Origin of the sequence: Winogradskyella ludwigii, assembly GCF_013403985.1 — a bacterium.
Classification (GTDB): Bacteria; Bacteroidota; Bacteroidia; order Flavobacteriales; family Flavobacteriaceae; genus Winogradskyella; species Winogradskyella ludwigii.
This window is the reverse complement of record NZ_JABFDF010000002.1, coordinates 16,925-37,964: the sequence shown is the minus strand read 5'-3', so window position 1 is coordinate 37,964 and position 21,040 is coordinate 16,925. Positions and strand designations below refer to the sequence as shown.

Below are 21,040 nucleotides of genomic sequence, written 5' to 3'. Positions count from 1 at the left end.
CATTATGAGAATCGCTAAACTAGTCCCTATCTTAGCTATTATTACACTTTTTAGTTTTACATCTTGTGCTAAAGACACTATGGAAGACGAAGCTTTAAACTCAATTGAAGTTCCTGTTGCTCCAGATGCTAAAGACATTGAGATTGAAATTATGAGTCTTATTAATGCTTATAGAATCAATGAAGGTTTAAGTGCTTTACAACATCACCCTACGGTTAAAGCTGTTGCTTCTACACATACAGATTACATGATAGAAGTTGATAATGTATCTCACGATAATTTCTTTTTAAGAAAACAAAGTTTACAAGAAAATGCAGATGCTAATGTTGTTTCAGAAAATGTAGCTTATGGTTTTAGTTCAGCACAATCAGTTGTAAATGCTTGGATAGCTAGTCCTAGTCATTTAGATAATATTATTGGTGATTTTACAGATTTTGATGTGTCTGCTGAGCAAAATAGCAATGGTAAATGGTATTTTACAAATATGTTTATTAAGCGATAATAGTATAGTTTAATAGTGTTGAGTTTTATCTAATCCTTCTCATATACTATATTTAATTTTAAAAAAGGAACAGCAAATAATCTCTTTTTAAAAACAGATTTCCTAGATTTTAGAGACCAATCATTAGAGCCAAATCGGGTATACTTTAATGCCTTTTTAGTATGCGTATGAAGAAGACTAGGTGTTGTAAGATACATCGAGCTTTTTAGTTTTACGTTGTCTGGTTTTACCGTTTCGAGACTAACAAAGATGCCTTTTTCTGTAAAAGGTATAGCTTTATCTTCTAAATCAAATTTATAATTTTTTTTATCTATTTCTGGTTTTATAATTATGCTTTCATAATATAAGAGTTGGCCAGGAAATCCTAAATCATTAATAGTATAAAAAGCCAATCTGTAATACGTTTGATGTGTTTCGTAGAGCTCTCTACTAGAATCCTTAAATTTTATGTGTAGCTCAATTAGCTTTCCTTTTTTTTGTTTTGGATTTTCAATTAAGGTTGCTGTTTCGTAACCAAAAGGTATTGTAGCAGGAAAAACTTGGTTTCTATTTCCTGTTGTTAGTTTTATAGAATGATTATAATAGGTCTTCGCTTTATTGAGTATAAAAACTTCTTCTAATTGTTCTGTTTTAGGTGAAAGTTCAAAATTATAATTTAGATTTTTGGAACCTATGAAGTCTGCTAAACTAATTTTTTGAGGGTGATAACCTATTAAGGACACCACTAGAGTATCTTTACGGGATACTTTTATAATAGATATGCTATAGTTGCCTAATTCATCGCTATAAGCACCTATATTTTTACCTTTTATTACAAAGTTGGCATAGGATAATGGTTTCTTAGAAAGACTGTCTAAAACGGTTCCTTTTAAAGTTTGGGATTGTGAGGTAGGGGATAACCATAATACTATGAATGGTAATATGTACTTCATTTTTAATAGGTTTTATTCAATATAAAAAAAACGATATTTAAAACTATTATTTTGAAACATATTGGATTTAATTTTATTCAATAGTCATGCGTAAAAAATAAACACAAAAAAAAGCAAGCTCTTTACAAGCTTGCTTTTATTACAATTCATTATTAGAATAGACTATTATTCTTGATCTATAATATAGAAATATGAACGTCTATTTAATTGGTGCTCTTCTGCAGTACAATTAGAATTATTGCCACAGTCATTTAAAAGTTGAGTTTCACCATAACCAATAGCGCTTTCTATTCTATTTGTAGCGATATCTCTTGATAAAAGATAATCTCTAGTAGATTTAGCACGCCTATCTGATAGTTTCAAGTTATAGCGATCACGACCTCTACTATCTGTATGAGATTCAATTTTAATAACCATTTCAGGATGCTTACGTAGAACATCTACGATGTTTTCTAATTCATATTCTGCATCAGTTCTAATATTTGATTTATCAAAATCAAAGAATATTGGATTAATTACAATTTGATTATTTTTAATTAAAGAACTTAGAGATAAATCTAAAGTATTAACCTTTTCGTTTTCTTTATCTGTAGTAATAGATTTTTTGTCATCCTTATAATCAGGCTTGCTACCTAATACAGTATAAGGCTTACCACAATCTACATCAAAAGTATACATACCATCTTCAGTCGTTGTAACTTCTTCAATTATTTTACCTGTTTCGTCAATTAATTGTACTGTAACTCCACTAAGGATAATATCTGTACCTTCTTCTTTAGCCGTACCTGTAATTACTTGTTTACATTCATTTATTGTGTAACTGTAAATATCATCACTTCCTTTACCACCTGGTCTATTAGAAGAGAAGAATCCTTTTTTAGTTTCACTATTTATGAAATATGCAAAGTCATCATAACCACTATTAAATGGTGCTCCAAGGTTTATAGGTTCTGAGGTTGCTTCTTCTGTTAAGATATTAGACTTAAAAATATCTAATAAGCCTAAGTTTAAATGTCCATCTGAAGAAAAGTAGAATGTACCATCATTACTTATGTAAGGAAACATTTCTCTTCCTTCAGTATTTATGGTATCTCCTAAATTTTCTGGAGTACCATATGTGCCATCAGAATTAATTACAACTGAATAGATATCAGTCTGTCCAATGCCACCTTCACGATCAGATACAAAGTATAATGTTTTATTATCTGGACTTAAAGCGGGATGACCTGTTGAAAACAATTCGTCATTAAATGGTAATTCTACAACATCTGACCATTGCTCATCAACTAAAGTTGCTTTATATAGTTTTAGATGTGTTGTACCTTCCTTATCGTATTTAAGTCTATTACGTTTAGATGTATTATCTCTAGTGAAATACATAGTTTTACCATCATTTGTAATAGCAATAGAAGCTTCATGATAATTGGTATTTATTTTATCGGCTTCGATTTCAGTAGGAGTACCATAAGATTGTGTACCGTCTTCTTCATCTTTAAGTTCAATTTGTAAAATATCTAGAAAAGGTTCTTTATTCCAATTATATACTTTTTTGTCATCACTGTTAGCAGAGGCAAAGTAAAGTGTATTGTTAAACACATAAGATCCAAAATCTGAATTTTCCGAATTGAATGGTAAATTTTCAATGGTTACTATAAGGTCATCATTCTTTGAAGTTAATTTATCAAAAATGTCAACTTCATCAGGATTATAACCTTTAAGTCTACTATCTCCTTGCTGTGCGTCGCTTAGTTTTTTAAACCAAACATCTGCTTCTTCGTATTTTCCAACACTTCTTAGTGATTGAATATATTTATAAATATACTCTGCTTCAATATTACTATGTTCTGTTAAAGCTTCATTGTACCAATAGGCCGCTTTTTCAGAGTTAGAGTTATTATAATAGGCATCACCTAAACGGGTTAGTACGTGTGCACTTTTATCTCCTTTGTCAACAGCTTTTTCATATAATTCTATGGCTTTAACGTAACCATAATTCTCAAAGAATTTATCCGCTAATTTTGTTTGTGCAAAAGAAAACGAACTGCTTAAAATTATAACGAGCGCTAATATTTTGATCTTCATAATTGGGGTCTTTTTAGAAATATCTTGGCGATTTAATACGTTTACTTTTAAAGACTTCAAACATTAGTAATACTTCATGTGTACCACTTGTGTAAGGTCTAATATCTGAAAGTGGATACTCGTAAGCGTAACCAATTCTTAATTGTTTTGATATTTGAAAATCTGCAATACCACCAATAGCAGCAGTATATTGATTAACTCTGTATGCTCCGCCTAACCAAACTTTATCATTGAAGAGAAAGTTTGCAGAAAGATCAAAAGATAAAGGCGCTCCGTTTGTTGCTTTTAGTAATGCTGATGGTTTTAATTTAACACTATTACTTAAATCAAAAACATAACCACCTGTAAAGTAATAACTAATACGTTCTAGAGCAACATAGTCTACAGAACCACTACCTCCGTTGTTATAATCTGTATTTAAAATTCTCGGTGCAGATAAACCAAGATACCAACGTGATGAATGAAGATATAAACCAGCTCCAAAATTTGGACTCCAACGGTTAGATACATCATTGAAAAATTGATCGTTTACCACAGAAGGATCTGTTAGTAATTCTTCGTCTAGGCTATAATGCGTTAATCCACCTTTAATACCAAAGGCTAATTTTACGTTTTCTGTAGCTTTAATAGTATATGAGTAATCTGCATAGAGGTATGAGAAATTTTCATATCCTAATTTATCATTGATAAAGGATACTCCTAATCCCATGTTTTCATTACGCAAAGGAGCATGAATAGATAATGTTTGTGTTTCTGGTCCTCCATCTAAACCAACCCATTGACTTCTATGTAAACCCACAACACTTAGTGTTTCTCTACTACCAGCATAAGCGGGATTAATAGAAATGGTGTTAAACATATATTGCGTAAATTGAGGTAGCTGCTGAGCAAAGACAGTAGAACCACTCAAAACTAGTATCGCAATACTTATAATTTTTGATAACTTCATCGGTTAAGTTTTAATTAATTTGTGGCTACGTAGATAGGACCTGCAATAGGTGCTAATCCACTATTTTTTAGATTAATAATATAATAATATGTACCTGTTGGAACTTTTCCAGAGCTACCTACAGAAGAACTGTGTGCATCTCCATTCCAATTGTTTAAGTAATTATTAGACTTGTAAATTTCAGCTCCCCATCGATTGAAGATCTGAAGCTCTATTACAAATCCACAATCTTCAACACCAGTAATGGCGAAGAACTCATTGTAAGCATCTCCATTTGCAGTAACTGTTTTAGATATTACAACATCATCTTCTCCACATGCTAATACAACACAATCATCATCTAAGGTTACATTTACTTCTATTTCTGAAGAACAAAGGTCATCTGAAATACTGTACATAAAAGTATAAACACCAACTTCTGCAGTAGAAGGGTCAAATAAACTTCCATTAATATTAGCATCACCAGAAGTAACACTCCATGTTCCATTCATATTAAAATCTCCAGATAATAAATCGAACAGATCAAATTCAGTATCAAGTATACAACGGTTTGCATCTGTCGCTTCTATTACATTACTTAATTCTACAGTGATAGTTTGAGTAAATATACCTTCGTTACCACAATCATCTGAAGCCGTCCAAGTTCTAATAATATTATAAGTGTCAACACCATCAGCCTGATTAGTTGTCTCGTTAAATGATACAGCTATATTACTTGAGCATGAATCTTCAAATACTAAACTAGGTACTACAGGAATACTATCGCAAGTAACGTTTAAAGTTGTGTCAAGCGAGCCTGATAGTGTAGGAGCGCTATTATCTTGAACAGTTATTATTTGAATATGTATCGCTTCATTTCCGCAAGTATCTGTTGCTGTCCATTTACGCTCTATAATATAGTCACTATCACAAGATCCATTTGTAATTTCTTCTACAAAAACAACATCTGCAGTACCACAACTATCAGTAGCAGTTAATGTTTCTGCTGAAGGTACAGCATCACATTCAGCATTTAAATCAGCTGGTAATGTTTCATTAAATACTGGTGCAGTTGTATCTTGGATTGTAATAGTTTGAATAAAACTTGTTGTATTATCACAATCATCAGATAAAGACCAAGTTCTTGTTATAATAGAAATTGATGGACAAGTTCCGTCTGCAACACTATCAGAATAAGTAGCTTCTAGATTAGAAGCACAATTATCTGCTTCGTCAGTAACATCACCAGTTAAGGCTAAATCCGTAACATCAACATCACATTCTAAACTGATATCCGCAGGAACTGAAAAGGTTGGTGCTGTTGTGTCTATAATTGTAATGGTTTGAGCAAAAGTTGTAGTGTTATTACAATCGTCAGTTAAAGACCAATTTCTTGTAATAATTGTTGAACCAGGACAAATCCCGTCAACTATACTATCAGTAAAAGTCGCTTCAAGATCCGTAGCACAGTTATCAGCTTCGTCAGTAACATCACCAGTTAAAGTTAAATCAGAAATATCAGCATCACATTCTATTGTAATATTAGCAGGTACTGAAAAAGTAGGTACTGTGGTATCGCTTACAACAATTAACTGTGTGCATTCTTCACTATTTAAAATTGTAGTTTCATTCTCATCATGAATTCCATTTGCATTGGTGTCTTCGTATGAGGTAATCGTGTAAGTACGTGTAATTGTTTGTTCACAAGTACCTTGATCGCTACTATTTTGAGCCGTAATTTCAATGACTCCACAAGGATTATTTCCTATTGTACCATCACCATTTCCTAAGGCTTCAAACTCTGCAGTTGTGTAAGCTATTTGAGAAGGTAAATCTCCGTAACACTCTAAAGTAGTTTCCTCGAAAGTAGGACAAGTAACTTCAAACTCACAACATATAGCTGCTTCTCCTGATAAGGTAATTGTATTACAAGAATTTACATCTTGTATTTCAACATTATATGGTTGATCACCTGAAATTGCATCAGAAGTCCAAGTAAATGTATCGTTACTGTTAGTAACCCAAGTACCAGGTTGACCATTACCATTTGCTGTAAAAGGTACAGACCCTGTAAATGTAGCAACTATGGTATATGTAGAACCATCATCTGAACATTCTAATGCTTCGGTAGTTACCAAGGTAATGTCCGCAGTGAAATTAACGGTTACAGCTAATCTTTCTATACTCTCACAACCTTCAGAAGTAGTTTGAGTTGCGTAATAAGTTTCCCCATCAACTAACATTTCTGTAGAATCGATTGGTGATGTGCTAGTTTCGTCAGTATACCATTGTATGTTTTCTCCAGTAGCATTTAGATTAGCAATTGTAGGTTCACTAGATGCACAAAACTCTTGAACATCATCTCCAGTAGGCATTGGAGTTTCATTTAAACTCACTGTAATAGTTGCAGGCGATGATATGGATCCAATGATATCTGCAATTGTATATTCTACAGAGGCTCCAGTAAAACTTGGTAAAACTTCAAAGACTACAATGCCATTGCTACCAACAGTAAATGTTCCTTGTCCAGAAATAGTTACTGTATTAGTAGGTGTTAATGTAATTGGATCTATAAGTAGAACAGAGTTAGGATCTATGCTGTAAGTTCCTTCACTATCATTTTCTAAAACATTGATTTCAATTTCTGTGTTTTCTTCAATAAAGCAAATAGAATCATCATCAGCCATTGGAGTTACTAACTGAGAAGGGCATCGAGCACCATCTCCAGGTTGTACATCAATTAGACTACTAAATAGTGTTGCTACCAAATTCCCTGTGTGTGGTGTAGCAATCCTATAAATATTCCCTGAACTGTTGTTTGCTATAAACATATTTCCAAGTATATCCATGTAAGCGGTTCCAAAAGAGTTATTAGTCTCTGAACTTAACCCAGTTACTAAACCAAGGTCATCTACTGTATTAGTATTGGTATTAAAACGCAATAACTTTCTGTTAGTTGTACTTGTAACCATGTAGAAATTTCCATCTACAGGATTGTGTGTTATATCATTAATATTTACAGTATAGTTTAATAATGTTGTAGCTGTTAGGTAATTAGGGCTTGACGGGTTTAAGTCAATAGAAACAAATTTGTTCTCACCATGTAAAACTAACATCCCATTATCGTCTATATCTCCAGAACTGTAATCTCCAATAGTAAATGAACCAGTAATAGGAAGAAACTCAACATTCGCAGAGGCGTCAATTTTTACAATATTATTGGTGAATTGTTGTAAACCATAAATATTATTATCTAAAGTATTATAACCTATGCCGTTAACAAATTGAGATACTGAGGTGTCTTCAATTAATGGAGCTTTTATTAAGGTTTGCGTATGTGTTGCTAAATCATAAGAATATAACCCCGAAACAAAATCATTTTGACTGTCTCTTTCATTAACAATAATATAAGCAAAACCATCGTCACAATCAAAAGGTGTATTTAAACATTCAGCAGGTGAAGAACCTGTTAGAACTAGAGATCCACACTGATCAGATATTGTAACATTATAAGTTTCAACAGAACTTTCAATTTCACTAGAAATCCAAGTAGTAGTACCATCGTTATTATCCGTAAATGTTCCTGATTGTCCATCTCCAGAAGCTGTAAAAGGAGCTGTACCAGTAAACGTAGCTTCAATTGTATATAGAGTTCCGCCGACAGCAACGCAACTTGTTTCTTCAGGACTAACCAAAGTCATGTCGTCACTAAAATTAACTGTAATGGCTAATCGTTCTGTGCTTTCACATCCTTCAGAGTTTGTTTGAGAGGCATAATAAGTAGTGCCATCATTTAAAGTCGCATTAGAATCTAACGCTGTATTATTGTTAGAACTAGAGTACCACGTGATATTATTTCCCGTAACCTCTAAATCTGCTATTGTAGCATTTTCGTTCTCACAAAATTCTTGAGTTGCTTCACCTGTTGGTGCTTCAGTATTATTTAAATTAATTGTAATCAGACCTATATTAGAAGAATATCCAATAACATCTAAAATAGTATATTCAATAGACGTTCCTGTAAAAGTAGATAAAGCTTCAAAAGTTACCTCGCCGTTAGCGCCTATGGTAAAGGTACCTTGACCAGCAACAGTTACAGAACTTGAAGCCACTGAAGTTGCAGGATCAATAAGTTGAACAGATGCTGGATCTATAGCGTAAGTTCCTTCAGAATCATTAGCAGCAACATTTATTATAACATCCGACATATCTGAAGTAAAACATATATCGTCAGGGTTTGCCATTGGTTTTGTAGGTTGCGAAGGGCAACGCGCACCATCACCAGGACTAACGCCAGGTAGATTACTGTAATAAGTCGCTGTTAAACCACCTAAGTGAGGTGTTCCTATTTTATAAGTATTTCCTGAATTATTATTTGCTACATACATGTTACCTAGAGCATCCATGTAAGCTGTACCAAAAGAATTATGAGTTTCTGACTCTAAACCAGATACTTGTCCTATAGTACTTATTGTATTTGTTGTTGTATCAAATTTTAATAATGATCGTGATCCTGTACTAGTTAACATGTACAAGTTATTGTCAACAGGACTAAAAGCCATGTCATTAATAGTAACAGAATAATTTAATACAGTATTAGCAATTAAATAATCTGGACTTGTTGGATTTAAATCAATTGCTACAAACTTACTGCTTCCGTATATATATAGTATGCCGTTTTCATCAATATCTCCAGAGGCATAATTATTACTAGTATAATTAGTTAAACCAGTAACGGTGAATAATTCTAAATCTCCATTACTATCAATTTTAACAACCTTATTGCTACGTTGTAATAAACCATATAAATAATTATCCACAACATTGTAACCAATTGCGTTTACAAACTGAGAGGTTGTCGTATTCGGGATAAGTGGATCTTTAACTAAACTAAGTGTGTTTGAAGATAAATCAAATGTATATAAACCTGTAACGTATCCATTAGAAGTTATTACGTTTGTTAGAATATAGCCAAAACCATCATCACAATTAAAATTGAGATCTGCTTCTCCTCTTGACATACTTTCTAAATCATCGTAGTTAGACTGCGGGAAATTTTTAGAAAGTGAAGCTGCATTTAGATCACCAGTCGGCAATTGTTTAGAATTAGACGTATTTTGTTTTACCGGAGCCAATACTTGACTAAAAGCGTTAGAACTTACCATGACAAAAACCATAATTAACGCTAAGGTTAAAATAGGTCTCGTAGGTATTTTTGATTTGGGACTGTATAAGTGTTTCATTTTGAACTTTATTAAGTTAACCAGTTTATGATTACTTTAAAATTTGATTTTGCTGTTTTAATGATGAAAATGTTTTGTTAAAATTTAAATACTTGTGCTATACATAATCATATACATTTAAATTAATTTTGTTACCTATGTTCTCAATTTTATTTAAAAGAAATAGTTTAATACTCTTCATCGTTGGCTAAAGCTCTTAATAATTAATAGCTTTAAGCTTTGGTATTTAGAAGGTAAGAAACCTATTACAAATATAATAGTAATATTTGCTTTCTTATTTAAATTTATTAAACAAATTTTATAGTCGCTTTGCGATGTTTTATTTTTTTCGATAATTAAATAAAATAATTACGGTTTAGACTGGTTTAGCCTAAATTAGATAATTAAAATATTCAGAGGGAGGGAATACTTGGTATACAATACCAAAAAATGGATTTATTAAAATATTTATTAATTTGGGGTTTTTAAAATCATTTTATTACTGCAAAAGAACTTATAACTAATATGTTATCCAAATATCAATGTTAAAGGGGCAATATACTCGTCAAAACGGACATACGCAACCTTTTGTCGAAAAAAAACGCGTTTAATCGAATAAAAATGAAAAAAGTTATACTTATTAGACATGGAAAATCATCATGGGAGCATGATGTAACCGATAGAGACAGGCCTTTAAAGGCAAGAGGTGTAAACGATTCTGAGTTGATTTCTAAGGAGTTAGGAGTTAAAGGTGACATTCCTAAGACCATTTTTTCAAGTCCTGCAAATAGAGCCTTAAGTACTTGTAAGATTTTTCTAAAATCACTTGATATTTCAGAAAGCGAAATTACCGTTGTTGAAGACTTATATGATTTTGAGGGGCAAAATGTTATTAACTTTATAAAAACATTACCAAATGACGTTAATGAGGTTATGATTTTTGGTCACAACCATGCTTTCACGTCAATTTCTAATATATTTGGGGACACTTATATTGACAATCTTCCAACTAGTGGCTTAGTTAAGCTAAACTTTGAGATTGACGATTGGAAAGATTTAAAACAGGGAATTACAGAATTTGTAATTTTCCCAAAGGAATTAAAAGCATGATAAAAAACAAAAATGTTTACATTAATAGAGAATTAAGTTGGTTAAAATTTAATGAACGGGTTCTGCAAGAAGCTGCAGATAAGGATGTTCCACTGATTGAGCGCTTACGTTTTTTAGGTATTTTTTCTAATAATTTAGATGAATTTTTTAAAGTACGATATGCAACTGTTAAACGAATTTATGAAGCAGGAAAAGGTGGTAAATCTGAATTAGGAGGTATTAAAGCAGGAGATCTTTTAGAAGAGATAACTCAAGTTGTTATTGAGCATCAGAGTCGGAGTTTAGAAATTTTAGAAGAAATTGATGTTGAGCTTAAAAATGAGAATATTTATCATATAAATGAGACTGAAATTGATGAGGCTCATCATGAATTTATAAAGAATTATTTTTATCAAGAGTTAAGTCCAGCTCTGGTTGTTATTATGCTAAATGAAGATGTGGCATTGCCAGATCTTATGGATATTTCTGCGTACTTAACAGTGAAAATGACGAACTCAGACGGGAAAAATCAGGTGGCACTGATTGAAATTTCTTCCGAAATGGATCGTTTTGTGGTGCTACCAAGTACAACAGATAATAACTATATTATTATGGTAGACGATATTTTAAGATATTGTTTAGATGATATTTTTAGTATCTTTAATTACGATACGATTAGTGCTCACATGATTAAGATTACAAGAGATGGTGAGTTAGATTTTGATAGTGATTTAAGTAAGAGTTTTATCGATAAACTGTCGGAAAGTGTAAAAGATAGACAAAGTGGTGTTCCTGTTCGGTTTGTTTATGATCAGAGTATTGATAAAGACACTTTAAGTTTTCTTTTAAAATATATGTCTATAGACGAAAAAGAAAGTATTATTCCAGGAGGACGTTATCATAACCGGAGAGACTATATGCGTTTTCCAAGTTTAGGAAGAACGGACTTATTATATGATAAAATTAAACCACTTCCCGTTAAGGGCTTAAATTTAGAAGAGAGTATTTTTAAAACTATTGCTAAAAAAGATTATTTAGTTTATACGCCTTATCATACGTTTTCATATATCGTGAGATTTTTAAGAGAGGCCGCTTTAGATCCCAAAGTAAAGACTATAAAAATTACTATTTATAGACTTGCTCAGATTTCTCATGTAGCCAGTTCTTTAATTAATGCAGCTAAAAATGGTAAAAAAGTAACAGTTTCAATTGAACTTAGAGCACGTTTTGATGAGGCTGCGAATATCAATTATGCAGAGCAAATGCAAGATGAAGGCATAACCATGTTATTTGGCGTTACAGGCTTAAAAGTACATTGTAAAATGTGTGTTATTGAGCGCGAAGAAAATGATAAGTTAGTGAGATACGGATTTATTAGTACTGGTAATTTTAATGAATCTACAGCCAAAATATATACTGATTTTACGTTAATGACGGCGAATTCGAAAATTTTGAAAGATGTAAATAAAGTATTCGACTTTTTTGAAGCTAATTATAAGGTTAATCGCTACAAACATATTATAACCTCACCTCATTATACAAAGAGCAGAATATTTGCATTAATTGATAACGAAATAGAAAGCGCTAAAAACGGTAAGCCAGCTTATATTAAGCTAAAAATGAATAGTATAAGTAGCTACAAAATGATTGATAAATTGTACGAGGCAAGTAGAGCTGGAGTAAAAATACAAATGATAGTCAGAGGTCTTTGTTGTTTGGTGCCAGGAGTAAAAGGTATGAGCGAGAATATTGAAATTATAAGTATCATTGATAAGTTTTTAGAACATACGCGTTTATATGTATTTTGTAATCATAATGATCCCAAAATCTATATTTCTTCTGCAGATTGGATGACAAGGAATATAGATAATAGAGTAGAAGTAAGTTGCCCTATTTATGATGTTGATATTAAACGCGAGTTACAGCATTTGTTTGATATCTGTTGGAATGATAATGTGAAATCACGTATCATAGACGAAAAACAAAATAATTACTATCGCAGAAATAACAATCCAAGTGTAAGGGCTCAATTTGATACATACAAGTATTATTTAAATAAATTAGAAGGATAATTATGCTGAAAATACAGAAATATGCAGCAATAGATATTGGATCTAACGCCGTTAGGTTATTAATCTCTAATATTATAGAACAAGACAACGAACCTACCATTTTTAAAAAAAATTCCTTAGTTCGTGTGCCTATTAGATTGGGAGCAGATGTTTTTCTTAAAGGTGAAATATCTGAATATAACCAAGAACGTATGATTGATACAATGAAAGCGTTTAGTCTTATTATAAAATCACATGGAGTAACACGTTATAAAGCTTGTGCAACATCGGCAATGCGAGAGGCTAAAAATAGCATTCCATTATCAGAAAAGATATTAGAAACTTGTGGTATAAATATAGAGATTATTGATGGAGAGGAAGAAGCAGCTATTATTGCGGCAACCGACTTGCAATCCTTTATAAATCCTAATAAAACTTATTTGTACGTAGATGTTGGTGGAGGAAGTACTGAGTTTTCTATCATCCATAACGGCGATAAAAAACAGTCTAGGTCATTTAAAATAGGAACAGTAAGGTTATTAAATGATATTGTTAAAAATGAAACTTGGCAAGAATTAGAGTACTGGATTAAAGACAATACTAAGCAGTATGATAAAATAGAGTTGATAGGTTCTGGTGGTAACATTAACAAAATTTTTAAAATCTCAGGTAAAGATGCTGGTAAGCCGTTAACTTATTTTTATCTAACCAGTTACTATAAGATGTTGCAGAATTATTCTTATGAAGAACGTATAACAAAGTTAAATCTAAATCAAGATAGAGCAGATGTTATTATTCCTGCAACCCGAATTTATTTATCGGCGATGAAATGGAGTGGTTCAAAAGATATTTACGTACCAAAAATTGGACTTTCTGATGGTATTATAAAAAGTATGTATTTTGAAACTGTTTCTAGTGTAGAGCTATAAATTAAGCAATAAACAACCCATTCGACCGATATTTTTTATAATAAACCTATAAATTATCCTTAAATTATTATTTAATTTATCTTCGAATTCTCAAATCGAAAATTATGAAAAAATATTTATTTGCCTTATTATTTGTTTCGGCAACATCAATTGTAATGTCTCAAGATATTCTATATGGAGTTAGAGGCGCACTTAATGTATCTAACTTAGATTTTGATCCAGATGCTAATTTTGAAAACAAACACAGAAATGGTTTTGCTTTTGGTGGCTTCGTAGATTTTAGTCTTTCGGATGATTTATCGCTACTAACAGAATTACAATGGTCTGCAGAAGGTGCAGAAGATCGTAACCTTAGAGCAGATTATATTAAACTTCCAATTCTTTTAAGATTTGCATTGTCTGATGATCTTACTATAGGCGCCGGACCACAAATAGCATTAAAAACTTGGGGCTATAGAGATGGTTTTTCTACGTTTGCATTTTCTGGAGTAGCAGGAGTAGAATATATGATCACAGACGAATTGTTTCTTGATGTAAGATATTATTACGGAATCACTAATATCCTCGATGAAGATTCAACAGATTTAGAAGCTAAAAATCATGTTATGCAATTTGGTTTTGGAATAAAACTCTAAAACATATCACTTACAATATATTTTATAAGCCTTAACTTTTGTTGAGGCTTTATTTTTTAACAAATTTTAAAGTCTGTATGGTACCATTATCAGCACTGAAACTTATAAAATAAAGTCCAGATAATAAGCTGTTCATATTTATGCTTGTTGTATTTAATTCTGAATTTGAAACTAATTTTCCTTCTGTGTTAAATATTGAATACTTTAAATTTTGAAATAATAAATCATCAGAGATTTCTAGTAACAAATTATCCTCAGCAGGATTCTTTATAATGCTTATTAATTGAGTTTTACGATCAAAATTAGTTGTAGAAAGGACTTGCTTACTAAATGTTATAACGGTGTTGGTGTCAGTAGCAGAACGATCTTCACTGGCAGAAAGACTTGTCAGGATTAAATTTTCGCCATTATTTATAATTTCAAAACTAAAGGTATTTGCAGGTTCATCATTTAATAATGAAAAATAGGCATTTTCAAAGTCGCTAGATGGATCGCAAACATTTGTTGTTGGTGTAAAATTTAAAATATCAATTTCATCTCCATTACCTAGATAAATATCATAATCTCCATTAAATGTGTTGCAGACTCCAGTGCCATCAAAGGGAATTAACCCAAAAATAATATCAGGTTCAGATCCAAAATTTAGACTGGGTGATTCTGTAGATTGTTGGTTGTATGTTATTCCATTATCTGTTACGGCTTGTAAATACCAATCTCTAATTAATACAGCGTTTGTTTCTGTTTTCTGGTACACTATTGAATCTCCATTAGCGTTACTAAGTGTTAACGTTTGTTCGTCTCCGTTACCAGATATTACATAAGAGTGAATACTAGGATAAGTGTAATTATTAGTTAAAACTGGTAAATATAAATTCTCGTAAATGCCGTTAGGTTGATTATAGCAATCTGCTAATGTGATGGTAGCTTGATTAATTGTAATCTCAGTATCTGTTGAAGAATATGAGCCATTTATATAATTACACGATGATGAGGCGGAAAATTCTAAGTAATTGTCCGAGTCATTAGTATTTGTAAAAGTAATAGGTAAATTATCATACACATTGTTATAAGTTGCCCCATTTTTAGTAACAGATTTTAAATACCAATTATCAACTATTTGCTCATTAGGAGTATTGATTTTTGTAAAGTACCCAGTTACACCTTCGGGTGTTTCATCATTGGTAAAAAGTATACGGTTTAGTTCTAAAGAAGTGGTGGTGCCATTCTCGGTTATACTATAAGTTAAATCATTAGGAGCTCCATCGTTAATATTGAAAAGAAGACTAATAGCTGTTTCCCAACCGACGTTGTCTTCACTACAAGTAGAGAGGTCCCAATTTGATTCAGTAATTTCAATAATATTTTCTGTGGTGGATGTTGTATATAAATCGAGATAGGTGTTACCGCAATAACTTTGAATCGTTATACTATTACTATTAATTTCTATTGTAATTGGATTGGAAGGGGTCTCATAAATGACATCGAATTCAAAGAATGAATTCATGGTCCATTGACCTAATAATGCTTCGTCTTGAGAATAACAAATTGATGATAAGAAAATAAAGGCTAAGTAGATTTTTTTCATAATGAATATCTTTTGATTATGCTAAAGCTACAAAATTATCCATGAATAGTTTCCTTGTCTCCTAAGTTTTTCATAATACTAGCTTCGTAATCAAGAAGTTGATCCCATTTTTCGTCAACCTCTTTTCGGTCTCCATATTGTCTAGCAAAATTTAAAAACATCGTATAGTGTCCTGCTTCACTAATCATCAGTTTTTTATAAAACTTGGCTAGTTTTTTGTCTTCTAGTTCTTCAGATAGTAATCTAAAACGCTCACAGCTTCGTGCTTCAATAAGAGCAGCGTAAAGCAAACGATGTACTAACTGCGTTGTTCTGCTGCCTCCTTTAGGAAAAAACTTTATAAGGGCAATTACATAATCGTCTTTTCTATCTCTTCCCAATGTCCAGCCGTTTTCTAAGAGTCTATCATGTACCATTTTAAAATGGCTCATTTCTTCGGTAGCTAAGGCTACCATTTCTTGTACAAGTTCCGTGTATTCCGGGAAACCTACAATTAATGAAATAGCAGTACTTGCAGCTTTTTGTTCGCAATAGGCATGATCTGTTAAGATCTCTTCAATATTCTTTTCAACAATATTTACCCATCTAGGGTCGGTTGGTAATTTTAGTCCTAACATAATTATTTTTGTGTTACATGTACCATATTTATAGTTCCATTATCATTAACAAATAGGGTATGGATCGCAGAGCGGTTGCTTTCTGGTATTGCATAAATAACATCTATAAGTACTGTGTTTTTTAATGAAGGTTCGTCATCTACTTGTATAGATTGTAAGACGCCTAGTTTATCAAAGTCATATAGTGGAGAATCTGGTACATAATCATCGCGATAACCAAAAAGTTGATTTGCTTTGTGTTTATCAAAACTTTCTTTATAAATGAGTTGACCTTCTTTTTCTACAAGAATATCAAACTTGAAATTTCTATAATGTGTCTGTTGGTTTATGGTGTCTTTTATTTTTGAAAACTGAACAGCATTAGACATATCAGCATAGGTCTTTATCTTCACGCGATATCCATTACTCATTAACGTATCTATTTCTTGTTCTAAATAGGTTTCTGGTATAAAGGTGTTGGTTTCAAAATTAACAGTTTTATTAAACTTTTGTATACTTTCAGATAAGGCTTGACTTTTTGTTTTTCGGCCTTCGCAGCTCGTGAAGCTAATTATGATGATTAAAAGTCCTAATAAATGTTTCATCTAATTGATTTTTAAATAAATTGATTATTTATTTTTTTGCTCTTTAATGGTTAAAACCATAGAAATAATAATTAAAAGACTTGATATGGTAGATATCCAAAAACTACGATCAAATTTTTCTGCAAATATAAAATTGATAATAATTAAAAGCGCACTAGCCATAAGAACTACTAAAGGTAGGTGTTTTTTCATTCGTTATGATTTTATAAATTCTAATGATATCAATTCATATGGAATAAATATCCATTATCGACTATATGTCTAATCCAAAAGTCTGTCTTAAAACCTCGAGGTTAGGATTTTTTTCTGCTAACTTTTCGTATTTCTCTAAAGGCGTAAATGCGTATTTTTTAGCCACTTCTTCGTTAACTGTAATATCTAATTTAAGGTCGTAATTCAGTAATTTCTTCTTTAAAAAAGCCATTAATGGAAACTCTGCACGCTCCAATTCAATTTTATTGGTATTATTAGAATATGTTAAGTAAATGGTAGTGTCTTTTAATTTAGGCATATCCATTTGTAAAATAGACGCCATGATTTTTTCACCTTTCTGATCCATTTTAGCGGTGTACTCTTTCCAAGCTTCTGTTAAAGCTTCTTGTTTTACTGGCTGTTTTGGTAAGTTGTCTTCGTCAATAACAACTTCCATTTGTCGTAATTGATGTGCTCGCTTTTCTCTTATGCTTTTTAAGGATAAACCAGATGTGGACTTTTTAGACTGACTTATGGCTATTTTAGGAGTATTAACAACTGGATTTTGAATTGTTGAAACTGGGGCTTGCGCAATTACAGCTTCTTTTGAAACGATAGCTTTTGCAGGAGCTTCCGCTTTAGGTTTTGTAACAGGAATAGGAGTAATACCTTTTGCTCTAAAATACGAAGGTGGTATTATGAAGTGCTTAAGATTTTTTTTTTCTCCATCAAAAGTGATAGAGGCAAGTTGCATAAGCGTTAATTCAACTAATAAGCGTTGATTTTTACTGGTCTTATATTTAAGGTCGCAGTCATTAGCCAACCGAATCCCTTCCATGAGAAAACTATGAGATGTTTTCTGTGATTGTTCCATGTATTTCTGGCTCGTATCTTCACCAACTTCTAACAATGGAATAGTCGCCGGATTTTTACAAACCATTAAATCTCTAAAATGAGAGGCTAAACCAGCAATATAATGATGGCCATCAAAACCTTTAGAAAGAATGGTGTTAAATTGTACTAGTAAATCAGGAATCTTATTTTCTAAAATAAAGTCAGTACTTGTAAAATAGGTTTCGTAATCTAGAACGTTTAAATTCTCAGTAACGGCCTGTCTTGTTAAGTTTTTACCAGAAAAACTAACCACGCGGTCAAAAATAGATAAGGCATCTCGCATAGCACCATCTGCTTTTTGAGCAATAATGTGTAAGGCATCATCTTCTGCGGTAACACCTTGTTCTTTGGCAATATATTTTAAATATTCTTTAGCATCTGAAACCGTGATACGCTTAAAATCAAAAATCTGACAACGCGATAATATCGTTGGGATAATTTTATGCTTCTCTGTTGTTGCTAAAATGAAAATACAGTGCTTTGGTGGCTCTTCTAATGTTTTAAGAAACGCATTAAAAGCGGCTTGAGATAACATGTGTACCTCATCAATAATATAAACTTTATACTTTCCTACTTGTGGTGGAATCCTAACTTGATCAGTTAAACTTCTAATGTCATCTACAGAGTTGTTAGATGCAGCATCGAGTTCAAATATATTAAAGGCAAAATCTTCGTCTTCTGAAGTGTTACCATCACTATTTATCATTTTAGACAAAATACGAGCACATGTTGTTTTACCAACTCCTCTTGGTCCAGTAAATAATAAGGCTTGCGCTAAGTGATTGTTTTCTATAGCATTGAGTAATGTATTGGTAATAGCTTGCTGGCCCACAACATCCTGAAAGGTCTGTGGTCTGTATTTACGAGCTGATACTACAAAATGTTCCAATATTTACGGCACTATATTAAACATCCTTCGATGTTATTAAACTTAAATAAGTAACTGAATTACAAATTTAAGAATAACCAATTAATAGCTGTTTATATGAATTAAAATTTAAGATGAGTTATTAACAATTTATGTACTTTTGCAACAAGTAGATCGCCTTATCGATTCTAAATTTATTTAGGGTAGGAAAGTCCGAACACCATAGTGCAATCATAGTGGCTAACAGCCACCCATCGAAAGGTGAGGAAAAGTGCAACAGAAAGTATGTACAGGTAATGCTGTAGTGAAACCAGGTAAACTCTATGTGGTGCAATGTCATGTATACTAACGTTTGAGCGTACACGCGCGATTGTTAGAGGGTAGGCAGCTAAAGTTTGCTGGCAACAGTAAGCGTAGATAAATGATAAGGGCTTTTCTTTTTAGGAATTCATTTCATGAAAAGAAAACGTACAGAATTCGGCTTATAGATTTACTTAAACAAACAAGCTCTTTGATAGTTCAAAGAGCTTTGTTTTGTTATAGTGTTTTTGATGTATCGTTGTGCTTTATTTTACGGCTTCTAAAGTTGGTCGTTCAAAAAAGCTAAACATATTACCTCCATAACCTTTAGAATAGGCAAAATATTGTAATTGGCTCAAATCGGTATGTTTTGAGTGTTCTACAACCAATATGCCGTTGTCTTCTAATAATTCATTTTTAAAGACTAATTCTGGGATTTTTGAAAAGGCATCCAATTCAAGTGCATAAGGAGGATCTGCAAAAATGATATCGTGCTTTTGTTTAGACTTTTCTAAAAATTTAAAAACATCACTTTTAATAGTGGTAATGGTCATGTCAAAATCTTCGGCTGTTTCATTTATAAATTTAATACAACCAAAATTAGCATCTACAGCAGTAACGTTTTCTGCTCCTCTTGATGCAAATTCATAACTAATATTACCAGTTCCAGAAAACAAATCTAACACAGAAATGTCATCAAAATAATATTGATTGTTCAAAATATTAAAAAGGGCTTCCTTAGCCATATCTGTAGTTGGTCTTACAGGTAATTTTTTAGGGGCAGTTATACGTCTGCCTTTATACAATCCAGATATTATACGCATTAAAAGGAATTTAAAATTAAAAAGTGTTGGTGAGAATAGCGTTTGTCTATTTCTGCAGCTATTACAAAATCATAAGCTCTTTCTATAAAAGTCACATCTCTTACATAAGTATAGAGAATTACATATAAGTCATCTCCGATTATAATATTGCCACTTAACTGTATATGTGTGGTTTCTGCATTGAGTTTTAATTGTTCGAAAACGAATAAAACATAATAGATAAAATCTTCTTTACTATAATAGTTAAACACATTAAACAGTTGAAGTTTATTGTTTTCTACCACTATTAATTCTATCGTATCTGTATTTACATTGATGTAAACTACGGAGTCTTCAGACGTTTTGGAATCTTGTAAAATGGAATCTATTAGTATACTAGATGAATGTTTGTAAACAAACTCTCCAAAAGTTTCAAAGATGTAGTTGTTAATGTTTACATAGGGTACGTATACATTTACACTATTATTTATAGCAATTTCATCTTCAGTAATAAAATCGTTTCTAAGTATTTTTGAGTTAAATTTTAGATAATCGACTTTATGTTCTGCATCATATAGATTTTTAGGAACTAATGTTGCTAATTCATTTTGATGAATTACAATCACTGAATTAAAGTCTCCAGAGAAAACCGTGTTACTACTTAATTCTGCTTTTAACTCATTAAGAACATCAATAGGTGTAAGTTTTTGTTCAAATGGAATAGTTTTGAGAAATTCAATAGTGTTGGTTGTTCTATTTAATATACAAAAAGAAAGCCCATTCAAATTAATTTGAATGGACAGTTCTTTAATATCGTTTATTTTCAA

The 21,040-nt window shown here is 31.8% G+C and carries 16 protein-coding genes and 1 other RNA gene; 6 read left to right on the top strand and 11 right to left on the bottom strand.

The genetic code is table 11. The annotated features are described in order from the left end of the window. The first annotated feature begins 4 nt into the window (after positions 1-4). Complete coding sequence (locus tag HM981_RS06095) at positions 5-502, top strand: CAP domain-containing protein (RefSeq protein WP_179337727.1); 498 nt, start codon at positions 5-7, stop codon at positions 500-502. A 29-nt stretch (positions 503-531) separates the two neighbouring features. On the opposite strand, the gene HM981_RS06090 is transcribed toward HM981_RS06095, so the two are convergent. The 4 genes from HM981_RS06090 to HM981_RS06075 form a co-directional block, all read right to left on the bottom strand. Continuing rightward, entirely contained in the window at positions 532-1,434 is a 903-nt protein-coding gene (locus tag HM981_RS06090) for a carboxypeptidase-like regulatory domain-containing protein (RefSeq protein ID WP_179337726.1), read from the bottom strand. Positions 1,435-1,599: 165 nt separating this feature from the next. Beyond that, on the bottom strand, positions 1,600-3,516 hold the full coding sequence (locus HM981_RS06085; RefSeq protein WP_179337725.1) for an OmpA family protein: 1,917 nt from the start codon (positions 3,514-3,516) through the stop codon (positions 1,600-1,602). A 13-nt stretch (positions 3,517-3,529) separates the two neighbouring features. Beyond that, on the bottom strand, positions 3,530-4,465 hold the full coding sequence (locus HM981_RS06080) for a PorP/SprF family type IX secretion system membrane protein (RefSeq protein WP_179337724.1): 936 nt from the start codon (positions 4,463-4,465) through the stop codon (positions 3,530-3,532). A gap of 14 nt (positions 4,466-4,479) precedes the next feature. Beyond that, the gene (locus HM981_RS06075) at positions 4,480-9,687 is read right to left on the bottom strand and encodes a DUF6923 family protein (RefSeq protein WP_179337723.1); all 5,208 of its coding nucleotides are present in this window, start codon (positions 9,685-9,687) and stop codon (positions 4,480-4,482) included. Between the two features lie 600 nt (positions 9,688-10,287). On the opposite strand from HM981_RS06075, the gene HM981_RS06070 reads away from it, so the two are divergent. The 4 genes from HM981_RS06070 to HM981_RS06055 all read left to right on the top strand — a co-directional run bounded on the left by HM981_RS06070 (position 10,288) and on the right by HM981_RS06055 (position 14,370). Further along, entirely contained in the window at positions 10,288-10,776 is a 489-nt protein-coding gene (locus HM981_RS06070) for a SixA phosphatase family protein (RefSeq protein ID WP_179337722.1), read from the top strand. Then, positions 10,773-12,827, top strand: a complete 2,055-nt coding sequence (gene ppk1, locus HM981_RS06065) for a polyphosphate kinase 1 (protein WP_179337721.1) — start codon at positions 10,773-10,775, stop codon at positions 12,825-12,827. The genes HM981_RS06070 and ppk1 overlap by 4 nt, the downstream gene beginning before the upstream one ends. A gap of 2 nt (positions 12,828-12,829) precedes the next feature. Further along, positions 12,830-13,735 (top strand): Ppx/GppA phosphatase family protein, encoded by a 906-nt coding sequence (locus tag HM981_RS06060; RefSeq protein ID WP_179337720.1) that lies wholly within the window; start codon positions 12,830-12,832, stop codon positions 13,733-13,735. 104 nt (positions 13,736-13,839) lie between these two features. Beyond that, positions 13,840-14,370, top strand: coding sequence for a porin family protein (locus HM981_RS06055; protein WP_179337719.1), 531 nt, complete (start codon positions 13,840-13,842; stop codon positions 14,368-14,370). Positions 14,371-14,419: 49 nt separating this feature from the next. On the opposite strand, the gene HM981_RS06050 is transcribed toward HM981_RS06055, so the two are convergent. From HM981_RS06050 to dnaX, 5 genes are all read right to left on the bottom strand, one after another. Continuing rightward, positions 14,420-15,955 (bottom strand): META domain-containing protein, encoded by a 1,536-nt coding sequence (locus HM981_RS06050; protein WP_179337718.1) that lies wholly within the window; start codon positions 15,953-15,955, stop codon positions 14,420-14,422. 35 nt (positions 15,956-15,990) lie between these two features. Next, positions 15,991-16,572 (bottom strand): tRNA-(ms[2]io[6]A)-hydroxylase, encoded by a 582-nt coding sequence (miaE, locus tag HM981_RS06045; RefSeq protein WP_179337717.1) that lies wholly within the window; start codon positions 16,570-16,572, stop codon positions 15,991-15,993. A gap of 2 nt (positions 16,573-16,574) precedes the next feature. Next, positions 16,575-17,156: a hypothetical protein gene (locus HM981_RS06040; RefSeq protein ID WP_179337716.1), complete on the bottom strand. Its 582-nt coding sequence runs from the start codon at positions 17,154-17,156 to the stop codon at positions 16,575-16,577. A 24-nt stretch (positions 17,157-17,180) separates the two neighbouring features. Then, complete coding sequence (locus HM981_RS06035; protein WP_179337715.1) at positions 17,181-17,348, bottom strand: hypothetical protein; 168 nt, start codon at positions 17,346-17,348, stop codon at positions 17,181-17,183. Between the two features lie 61 nt (positions 17,349-17,409). Further along, entirely contained in the window at positions 17,410-19,131 is a 1,722-nt protein-coding gene (gene dnaX, locus HM981_RS06030; RefSeq protein ID WP_179337714.1) for a DNA polymerase III subunit gamma/tau, read from the bottom strand. Between the two features lie 145 nt (positions 19,132-19,276). Here dnaX and rnpB point away from each other — a divergent pair. Next, positions 19,277-19,611, top strand: an RNA gene (gene rnpB, locus HM981_RS06025) — RNase P RNA component class A. 65 nt (positions 19,612-19,676) lie between these two features. Here the strand turns inward: rnpB and rsmD are convergent. Together rsmD and HM981_RS06015 are read right to left on the bottom strand one after the other, a co-directional pair. Continuing rightward, positions 19,677-20,234, bottom strand: coding sequence for a 16S rRNA (guanine(966)-N(2))-methyltransferase RsmD (gene rsmD, locus HM981_RS06020; RefSeq protein ID WP_179337713.1), 558 nt, complete (start codon positions 20,232-20,234; stop codon positions 19,677-19,679). After that, positions 20,234-21,040 carry a DUF3822 family protein gene (locus tag HM981_RS06015; protein WP_179337712.1) on the bottom strand — a complete coding sequence of 269 codons (807 nt, stop codon included), beginning with the start codon at positions 21,038-21,040 and terminating at the stop codon, positions 20,234-20,236. Before HM981_RS06015 ends, rsmD begins: the two co-directional genes overlap by 1 nt.

Excerpts from the sequence above, each read along its gene's own strand:
- HM981_RS06095 (WP_179337727.1), top strand. The coding sequence starts at position 5 with ATGAGAATCGCTAAACTAGTCCCTATCTTAGCTATTATTACACTTTTT.
- HM981_RS06090 (WP_179337726.1), bottom strand. The coding sequence starts at position 1,434 with ATGAAGTACATATTACCATTCATAGTATTATGGTTATCCCCTACCTCA.
- HM981_RS06085 (WP_179337725.1), bottom strand. The coding sequence starts at position 3,516 with ATGAAGATCAAAATATTAGCGCTCGTTATAATTTTAAGCAGTTCGTTT.
- HM981_RS06080 (WP_179337724.1), bottom strand. The coding sequence starts at position 4,465 with ATGAAGTTATCAAAAATTATAAGTATTGCGATACTAGTTTTGAGTGGT.
- HM981_RS06075 (WP_179337723.1), bottom strand. The coding sequence starts at position 9,687 with ATGAAACACTTATACAGTCCCAAATCAAAAATACCTACGAGACCTATT.
- HM981_RS06070 (WP_179337722.1), top strand. The coding sequence starts at position 10,288 with ATGAAAAAAGTTATACTTATTAGACATGGAAAATCATCATGGGAGCAT.
- ppk1 (WP_179337721.1), top strand. The coding sequence starts at position 10,773 with ATGATAAAAAACAAAAATGTTTACATTAATAGAGAATTAAGTTGGTTA.
- HM981_RS06060 (WP_179337720.1), top strand. The coding sequence starts at position 12,830 with ATGCTGAAAATACAGAAATATGCAGCAATAGATATTGGATCTAACGCC.
- HM981_RS06055 (WP_179337719.1), top strand. The coding sequence starts at position 13,840 with ATGAAAAAATATTTATTTGCCTTATTATTTGTTTCGGCAACATCAATT.
- HM981_RS06050 (WP_179337718.1), bottom strand. The coding sequence starts at position 15,955 with ATGAAAAAAATCTACTTAGCCTTTATTTTCTTATCATCAATTTGTTAT.
- miaE (WP_179337717.1), bottom strand. The coding sequence starts at position 16,572 with ATGTTAGGACTAAAATTACCAACCGACCCTAGATGGGTAAATATTGTT.
- HM981_RS06040 (WP_179337716.1), bottom strand. The coding sequence starts at position 17,156 with ATGAAACATTTATTAGGACTTTTAATCATCATAATTAGCTTCACGAGC.
- HM981_RS06035 (WP_179337715.1), bottom strand. The coding sequence starts at position 17,348 with ATGAAAAAACACCTACCTTTAGTAGTTCTTATGGCTAGTGCGCTTTTA.
- rsmD (WP_179337713.1), bottom strand. The coding sequence starts at position 20,234 with ATGCGTATAATATCTGGATTGTATAAAGGCAGACGTATAACTGCCCCT.